We start from the raw sequence: 9346 nt of genomic DNA, 5'->3' as shown, positions 1-9346 counted from the left end.
TACGTTGCCCTCGCCATCTGTACTGCTTGTGCCTACTGGATCGGTATAGGCTGGTACCTCGACAGTTGGTGGCGTAATGACATTACCTTCTCCATCTGTACTGCTTGTGCCTACTGGATCGGTATAGGCTGGTACCTCGACAGTTGGTGGTGTAATGACATTGCCTTCTCCATCCGTACTGCTTGTGCCTACTGGATCTGTGTAGGCTGGAATCTCTACAGTTGGTGGTGTAATGACATTGCCTTCTCCATCCGTACTGCTTGTGCCTACTGGATCTGTGTAGGCTGGAATCTCTACAGTTGGTGGCGTAATGACATTACCTTCTCCATCCGTACTACTTGTTCCTACTGGGTCTGTGTAGGCTGGAATCTCTACAGTTGGTGGCGTAATTACGTTGCCCTCGCCATCTGTACTGCTTGTGCCTACTGGATCGGTATAGGCTGGTACCTCGACAGTTGGTGGCGTAATGACATTACCTTCTCCATCCGTACTACTTGTGCCTACTGGATTTGTATACTCTGGGACTTCGACAATTGGTGGTTTCACTGGAGTGAAGTCTTGGTTCACGAGCTCTGTTCCTGGAATCTGGTGACTGATGCCAGTTGTTGGGTCTGTCACGGTTGCGGTTCCGTCTTCCCCTACAGTGACGGTCTTATCTGGGTTCTTCGCTTTGACTTTGTCTTCCACTTGTTTTTGCTCATCTGGAGTTAAGTGGTCTTTGTCTTTGGCTGGAACTTTTTCGTCTGGTTTCACTGGAGTGAAGTCTTGGTTCACGAGCTCTGTTCCTGGAATCTGGTGACTGATGCCAGTTGTTGGGTCTGTCACGGTTGCGGTTCCGTCTTCCCCTACAGTGACGGTCTTATCTGGGTTCTTCGCTTTGACTTTGTCTTCCACTTGTTTTTGCTCATCTGGAGTTAAGTGGTCTTTGTCTTTGGCTGGAACTTTTTCGTCTGGTTTCACTGGAGTGAAGTCTTGGTTCACGAGCTCTGTTCCTGGAATCTGGTGACTGATGCCAGTTGTTGGGTCTGTCACGGTTGCGGTTCCGTCTTCCCCTACAGTGACGGTCTTATCTGGGTTCTTCGCTTTGACTTTGTCTTCCACTTGTTTTTGCTCATCTGGAGTTAAGTGGTCTTTGTCTTTGGCTGGAACTTTTTCGTCTGGTTTCACTGGAGTGAAGTCTTTAGGCTGCGCTGTAACTATTGTTTGGTCTGATGGTCTACTATCACCTTTTGTAGCTGTCGCTGTTACTTGACTTCTATCTCTAACACCTTCTGCTGGAATTAACAATGCTCCTGTTGTTGGATTTACTGTTACGCCTTCCGGTTTCTCTGGTGATGACCATGTTCCATCCTTAGCTTTGACTACTGTTACTGTTTTCTGAGCATTTTTCTCATCTGTGTAAGTAACAGTTACTTTATCAGCTTCGCCTGTTGGTGTTACTGTAACTGTTCCATCACTTGGTGCTATTGCTTCTGGTTTTGTTGGCTTATCTTCTCTAACTTTAACAGTTATTGTCAATTCACTAGATTCTTTACCTTGACTATCAATCGCTTTATATTTAACAGTATACGTACCAGGTTTTCTAGAATTGATATCTTTTACATTACCTTGTCCATTTACAGATACAATCTCCGTTTGTACTTTAGTACCACGTGTTGCATCTTTATCATCTTCGTAATCAGCTTTTGTTACTAAAGTCTTAAGATCTATATTTTCACCGAACTCTACTACTTTTTCATTTCCTGCAACTGCAGATGTAACGGTTGGTGCTTGGTTTGTTACTTGGATTGTTTTCCAATCTACTGCACTTGAATACTTACCTTCTGAGATATTAGCTATTGCTTTTGCAGTTCCTTCCGCAACTGATTCTTTCATCTCAATCGTTATTGTATTCGTGAATGCATCTTTTGTTATATTTTTAACTTCTCCAAGAGTTGGTTTATTTGAGACCCATGGACTATTAATATTTTCACGCTTTAGCCCTATCTCATGTGCGACTCCTGTAGCTTTATCCGTATAAGATACATAAACCATCCCTGCATCGTGTGGAGCTTTTACTACTATATTTTTTGCTCCTGCAAATAGACTATTTCCTCTTTCTTCGGATGGTTGAATAACAGTTTCACCTAATGATACAGCAACATTCGTTGCATCACTTTCAATACCATCTACAATTTGAGTAACAGTGACTTGATCACGTGGTACTAATTGATTTTGATTTAATTGATTACTATTCAACCCTTTAGGAAGAGATACTCTCCATTTTCCATTGTCACCTACTGTAACTTCATTAATTGTTACACCCGGAACTGTCACTTTAATCTTAGCACCTGGGCGTCCTGTACCAGTTAATTCTCTATCTGTTGAAGCTACAGTTGGCACTCCTATACTACCTTTTGGATTTATTGTTGTATCATATGTTGGCTCTTCTGGTTTCACATTAACTATTACATCTATTGTTTTAGAAGATCTTGCTTGTGTAGCGACAGGCTGCGTATCATTTCCGGTTTGTGGTTGCGATACCGGCAATGTTACTTTGACTTTATAAGGTCTAGCTCCTGGAATATTTGTATCTGTACTTTCTACCCACTCATAAGTCGTTCCTGTTGGTAAATCTTCTGAGCCTGTAACCTTAGTAACAGCAGCTTTCGCATTTGCCTCTGTTAATGTTGCTCCTTTATTAACAGTAATCTTGTTAGTTGCAGCCATCACATCGTAAACATGGTGAGAAACAGTTCCCTCATGCTTTAATTTTAAATCAACATTAGACTCATTATCGTTAAATCTGCCAGCTCTGTAATAAGCTCCAAATGTATAATCTGTCTTACCTAAACCATCTGTTGCCAAGTAAGTTTGAATTCTTGCGTCAGGTTTATTTTCAGTTCCCTTTTTAACAAACCAGCTCATTCCATTTGGAAGACCTTTGTTTATATAGTAGTTACTTTCAGAATCATTAGTTCTAGTAACTCCTCTGAAATCATAAACAGTATTTGCTACTGGGAACGTAGCCTTAACATTATAATTAGCACTAATTGTTTTAGAAGTTCCATCGTTGAAACGAACTGTAATGTCTGTCCATCTTCCATCTCTTACAGTATTCGTGTCAAATGTTGCTGTTACAACAGCATCAGCTGGTAAAGGAAGTTTGCTAGATCCATCTTGCAACTCAACAATGGTCTTCATTTCCGCTTCTGAAAGTGTTTCACCTTGTTTCAAGTTAATAATTGGACGTTTTACAACATTTGTATTTTGTTGTACTTCAACTGGCACTTCATCTGTACTTCCATCTGGATATGTTACTTCTACAGTGACATATTTCTTACCAGCTGTTGTAGTTACTGCTCCATTGTTTTTCAACGATGTTCTAACTCCACCATCTCGAATAGCTTCTGCTGAAAGATTTGGTACAGATACAGAGTTTTTAATCTTATCTAAATCTGAAGTGCTAATATTTCCAATATTATTTACAGCTACTGGTGTTGTTCCTGCTGTCGGTGTGTATTTATCTTTCTGTTCTTTCACAACCATTTTGAATTTAACAGTTGTCACATTTGATGGTTCAGTCTTATCACTTGCATTTATTGTAACGGTTTTTTCTTCAACTCTGTTACCTTTTTCTACAACACCTGTTATCGTATGGCTTAGTGGATTTGTTTCTGTAGCGTTGTCACTACTTAACCAAACTTCACTATTCGCATTCGGATTTTTATTGAACCAAATACCATTTGGCATCCCACTTCCACGAAGTTCTTTAATTTTGCCTGTGTTATCTGAAGCTTTTATCGTAACATTTGCTTTTTCACCACGATATACGGTTACTTTTGGTAAATTTGCTTCTGGAGTTGATTCTGAAAGTGTTGTGTCAGATCCATTATCACCAACAAGTTTTACTGTTGGTTTAACATTATCCGTTACGTTGAAAGCAACAGGCAGTACTTTATTTATCGGTGAATAAATTGTATAGTTTGCACCATCTATTGATTTTCTATTCACCCTATTAGGGAACATTGCTACAGCGTAGTATTTAGTAACGTTTCCCAATTCATTTAATTTCGTATTATTATTACGGTCAGTAAATGAAGAAGTTCCAGAATTGAACTCTTTCCATACAAACTGCATATTACTTGGGTAATACTTATCATGTTCTACGGTATCACTTTCTGCCACTTTAAAGTGACTATGAGGATCTCCCAATTCACTTCCAAGAGCCCGATTTTCTGTAGCATTGTTTCTCGCTTGCACATCGACTATACGATATTTAAATTTATATGTTACACTATTATGACCGTCCGTCGCAACGACACTTGCAGTACTTTCTCCAAACGAAGCGCCATCTGCTACATAATTATCTGGAATTGTATAATCAAACTCCTTAGTTCCAGTTTTCGAAATATTTCCCACACCATTAGGAAGACCTGTAATGGATAATGTGACATTATTCTTATCATCTTGAACGCTAAATGTAGGATTGAAGTTTGCTCCACGATAAATAATAAAACGATTATCATCCGCATTTGTTGTTAATCTATTTCCGTTAATTGATACTGTTGGAGGCACTCTGTCAGGCACTTCTGTTGGCGTCACAGGTTCACTTCGTTCAGAGATCACTGTCCCACCATTATCTACTATTGTCTCTGCTGTAATAGGATTACCAGACAAAGCTCCCGAAACAGTAACAGTAGCTGTTTCACCAGTTGTTCTCCCTTCCCCAATAACTTTATTTCCATCATACAACTTCACTATAGAATTAGCTTTAACTCCACTTCCTACATTCACTCTAATCGATTGTCCAGCTAAACCTTTTTTATGTTCTACATCGCTGGCTGTAATCGTAGGTTTTTTAGGTATAACTTTTAGTGTTGCATAAGTAGTATTTGAAGTATTATCAGAGTACTGTGCTTTCACTTGATAACGAAATACCCCTGCTGTAGTCGTACTTGGTCTCCCACTCGGCCAACTCCACTGGATATCTGCAGGGAAGTTATTATTTCGTGTTACGAAACCAGCATCCACCGGCCTATCTAGATTCCCAAGAGATTCATCGACTTTCTTAGTAACCTCTTTACCGCTAATAGGGTATTTTGTACTTTGTTTAACAGTCGGTTCTACATGCTCTGTAGCTTCTTTCCCGGATCCGAAAACATAGGATTGGTTTGTTGTCAGACCAAAAGTGCTTGCAACAGCTATAGTAAATGCTTGTCTAACATCTTCTTCTGTTACACCAGATCTTAATTTTGTTTTTAAATGCATATGGACGGCAGCTGTTTTATCCTCAGTTTTCAGCCCCAAACCATAGCTCCATCCTGCATGTCTTCCTTCTAATTTTACAGCCTTTTCTAAATAGTCATCAGTGTTATTCTTTTTAAAGATATCCTTCATATCTTGGGCATGAGAACGTCCTGCACGGACACCCACACTGTTTAAATATGTAAATCCATACTGATTTCTTTCATTATCATTTAAAAAGTGGTAATCCATTGTCCTTTCACGATGAAATTTGTCTGGATTTTGAGAGAGTGTTCCCCCTTCATTTGGATTGTTTCTACGATAGATTTCAAAGGATAGATCTCTTATGGTATCTGGATTATATGCACCACTACTAGCTAAATCTAAGATTTTAGGTTGCAATAGGAATCTGTATGTCTGATACTTACTTTGATTAGCCATTGCTCTACCATCATTGTTAAAGAAAATATCATAAACTGCATATTTGACTCCACCAATTGTCTCAATTCGAGCGGTCATATCCACTTTATTCTCTGTAAATTGTCTGTTGTCATTCCTAACAGTTCCATTCCCGTCAACTGAACGGAATCGTTGGTAACTTAATAGATTATCTTGATTAGTCCAATTTGAAGATACAGCTGCTGCCCTTTCACCAGTACCTCGAGCCATTCTCTGACCATTACGTGGATCGTGAGAGCCTGAACTCAAACGCGTTGTAGCGTTTTTAACAGAAATAAACATTCGCTTCACAAGTTTGTTCATTTGTTCAACATCTGTTAGAGAGACTGTAGTATTCTGAAGAACGCCTTGAGCTAAGACCATGACTTCATTGGCTTTTTCAAGAACTTTTTTCGTAGTATCATGTTCAGGAACTTCTGAAATTGCTGCTTTCAATTGATCAACAGATACTTTCAAAGAATCTTTTTTAGCTGATACAGTTTGATTCTCTTCGCTTGCTCTTACTTCAGAAGAAGGTTGGATCGCTGGTTTTTCAGCCTCAGTTCCAGTATTACTTTCTCGAACCTTACTTGATTCTTTTACAGCATTAGATAAAGTAGCTAAATCAGTAGACAAAAGTTCTTTTAGTTCATTAATATCTTTTTGAACTGCATCAGCTTTATCTAGCAATACCTGAGCTTTCTGAACTCTTTCTTTTACAGAAGAAAGTACTGAGTCGTCAAGATTTAATTTAGTTGAAAGAAGAGAATTTAATTCTTCAACTACTTTTCTCAACTTAGTTTTATCAACCGTATTACTACTATTTTCAACAATTGCAGTTTCTTTATTTTCTAAAGCACTATTGACTACTTCTGATTTATTTTCAGTAGGTTCCTTAATACCCACATGCGAGTCGCCCTTATCGTTAGGTTGTACTACACCCGCAGTAGATGGTGAACTACTTCCGCTTACAGTATCTGCACTAACAACGCGCGCACCCAAAAACATCAGTGCTGCAATAGCAACTGAAGCCGCACCGAAACTGTACTTCCGAATAGAAAAGCGCAGAACTTTTTCACGTTGATGACGCTTTATTCTATTGAGTGAATTTGATTTATTTTCCATTGTTCCTCCTTATGTTAAAACACAAAATCAAATTTAAAAGCAATATTCCCTCTGGGAATAAGACAATAAAAACTACTATGATGGATATTTGACATCACAGCTATCACAGCTATCACAGCTCAATTATAGCATTTTTAACATATTCAATCAAACAAAATAGTGTAAATATGGCTAATTTCACGAATTTTCAGTAATTTTCAAGAAAGCGCAATCAAGTGCTTTATAATAATTAAAAATAAATATCCATAACAATAGATATCCGACCCTTAATTTTAAGATATTCTTCAAACAACTACTATGAATATAAATTTATATTATTTTAAGTCAAATTCATAAACTTACGTCTTATAAACAAATAGATGATAGTTTTAATTGAAAATCCAATCATTGATTCACTATGCCTATCATTTCAAAGTATATCCTTATACAACGATATTTCTTGAATAGGCTATTACCAAATAGGGGACTTTGATTTCAAATAAGTATAGCGGATTGAAGCTAGAATAGTATAAGACAACTTCTAATTCATTTTAGAAATTTATCTAAGTCCTCTAATCAATTTGTTCATATCTTATTTCAATCAACTATAATATCTACCTTTTCGAGAATACAAGAACAGCCTTGCACCTCTTGAAATGAGGAACAAGGCCGTTTTTTAATCTTTTGTGTTCATATTTTGACTAAATTTTTAGTCTTCTTTTTTCTTTCCAAGAGCAAGCCCGAGACCGCCTAACATACCAAGAAGACCCAGAGATGCAAGAGTCGCATTTGATTCAGTTCCTGTATTTGGTAATACATTTTGAGAATCATTTGATTTAGCTCCATTATCATTAGTAGTCTTAGTATCTACCTGATCTGCATTCGGAGCAACTGCATCTGGAACTGGAGTTGTTGGTGCAGCTGTATCGTAACCAGAATTTCCATTAGCATCAGGCAGGACTGGCGTAACTGGAATTGGAGTTGGAGTTGTTAGCTCAGGTGTATCGTGACCAGAATTTCCATTAGTATCAGGTAGGACTGGAGTTACTGGAATTGTATTTGTATTTGTAGTTCCACTTACTTTTCTGAAAATGTGGGTAATGACTGTTTCATTTTCATCAATCACAGTCCGTACAAATTCATATCCCGGAATTGATCCATGTTCAGCATCCTTTTCATTACCTGTCTTAACAGATGGTTTCAATACATTTTCATCTTCATCAATCCAGCGAACCTCAATCATTAGCTCTGGCAATGCAATTGAACCCGGTAATACATCGTTTTCAAAAGTTGTTACCTTAGGAACTTCCACAGATGATTTACCTGGTTCAGTAATCTTACCTGTACCTGTTTTTTCTACGTTTGGTAGATCACTGTTTGGTACTTTACCTTTACCGTCTTCACCGATTGTGACTGTGATTGGCTCGTCACCTTTACCTGGGATTTCTACCGTAGTTCCTGGTGGGTATGTTGAGCCATCTGGTTTCTTCGGTGTTACTGTAACGTCACCTGTCTTAGGATCTTGTTCTAACTCAACTGTTGGTTCTTTTGTTGTTCCATAAGTTCGAACAGTTGTTGGAGTTACCTTACCTGTTTTTGGATCAACTTCATAGGTAGTGGTATCAATCACATCGCGACCTTCAGAATCTTTAGATTGTTCAACCTTAGTTTTCGCACCAACTTTAACGATTGTCTTACCAGCCGGGGTGACCGCTGGGTTGCCAACGTGTTCTGTGATATGACCGTCCTTTGGATCTACATCATAAGTGGTTGTAGTAACTGTTTTACCTTTAGCTCCTTCAACGCGTTCATTAGGCGTGTCAACTTCTCGTTCACCATCTCTGACATACTCAACTTCTGGTTCAATCGGTGTTTCTACTACTTTGTCCTTCGCTGCAACTTTGACAATTGTTGCTGTTGGATTTACTACTACTGGTTCTCCTACTCTTTCTGTAATGGTTCCATTTTCTGGATTTACTTCGTAAGTAGTTGTTGTTGTGCGTGAACCCGCTTGTCCTACTTCTTCCACATTTGGTTGATCTTTGTCGCGTGTATCATCTTTCACATATTTCTTAGGTGATGGGAGTTCGGTTGTTTCCACTTTATCCTTCGCTGGAACTTTGATAATAGTATTAGTTGGTTCTTTCGTACGAACTGGGTTACCTTCACTTACTATAATCTTTCCAGTATTAGTGTCCACAGTGTAAGTTGTTGTGATAGTGTCTTCACCATCTTCACCTTTAACAGTAGTTGGGGCTGTACCTTTTTCTTTCGTACCATCTTTTTCATAAACTACTGGGGATGGTACTACTCTCTTCTCAACTGTTGGTTCTTTCGTTTTCCCATAAGTTCGAACGGTTGTTGGAGTTACCTTACCTGTTTTTGGATCAACTGCATAGGTAGTGGTATCAATCACATCACGACCTTCAGAATCTTTAGATTGTTCAACCTTAGTTTTAGCTCCTACTTTAACGATTGTCTTACCTGCTGGGGTGACGACTGGGTTACCAACGTGTTCTGTGATATGACCGTCGTTTGAATCTACATCGTAAGTGGTTGTTGTAACTGTTTTACCTTT

General features: G+C 38.5%; 2 protein-coding genes. Both read right to left on the bottom strand.

What is annotated here, in order from left to right:
• The coding region (locus tag B7695_RS01125) for a Rib/alpha-like domain-containing protein (protein ID WP_158086392.1) at positions 1-6789 on the bottom strand (6789 nt) is incomplete at its 3' end.
• 688 nt (positions 6790-7477) lie between these two features.
• The coding region (locus tag B7695_RS01120) for an LPXTG cell wall anchor domain-containing protein (protein WP_142358842.1) at positions 7478-9346 on the bottom strand (1869 nt) is incomplete at its 5' end.

The organism is Streptococcus mitis (assembly GCF_002096845.1).
Taxonomy (GTDB): Bacteria; Bacillota; Bacilli; order Lactobacillales; family Streptococcaceae; genus Streptococcus; species Streptococcus mitis_A.
The sequence above is the reverse complement of the archived record's forward strand: the minus strand, read 5'-3'. Positions and strand labels throughout refer to the sequence as shown.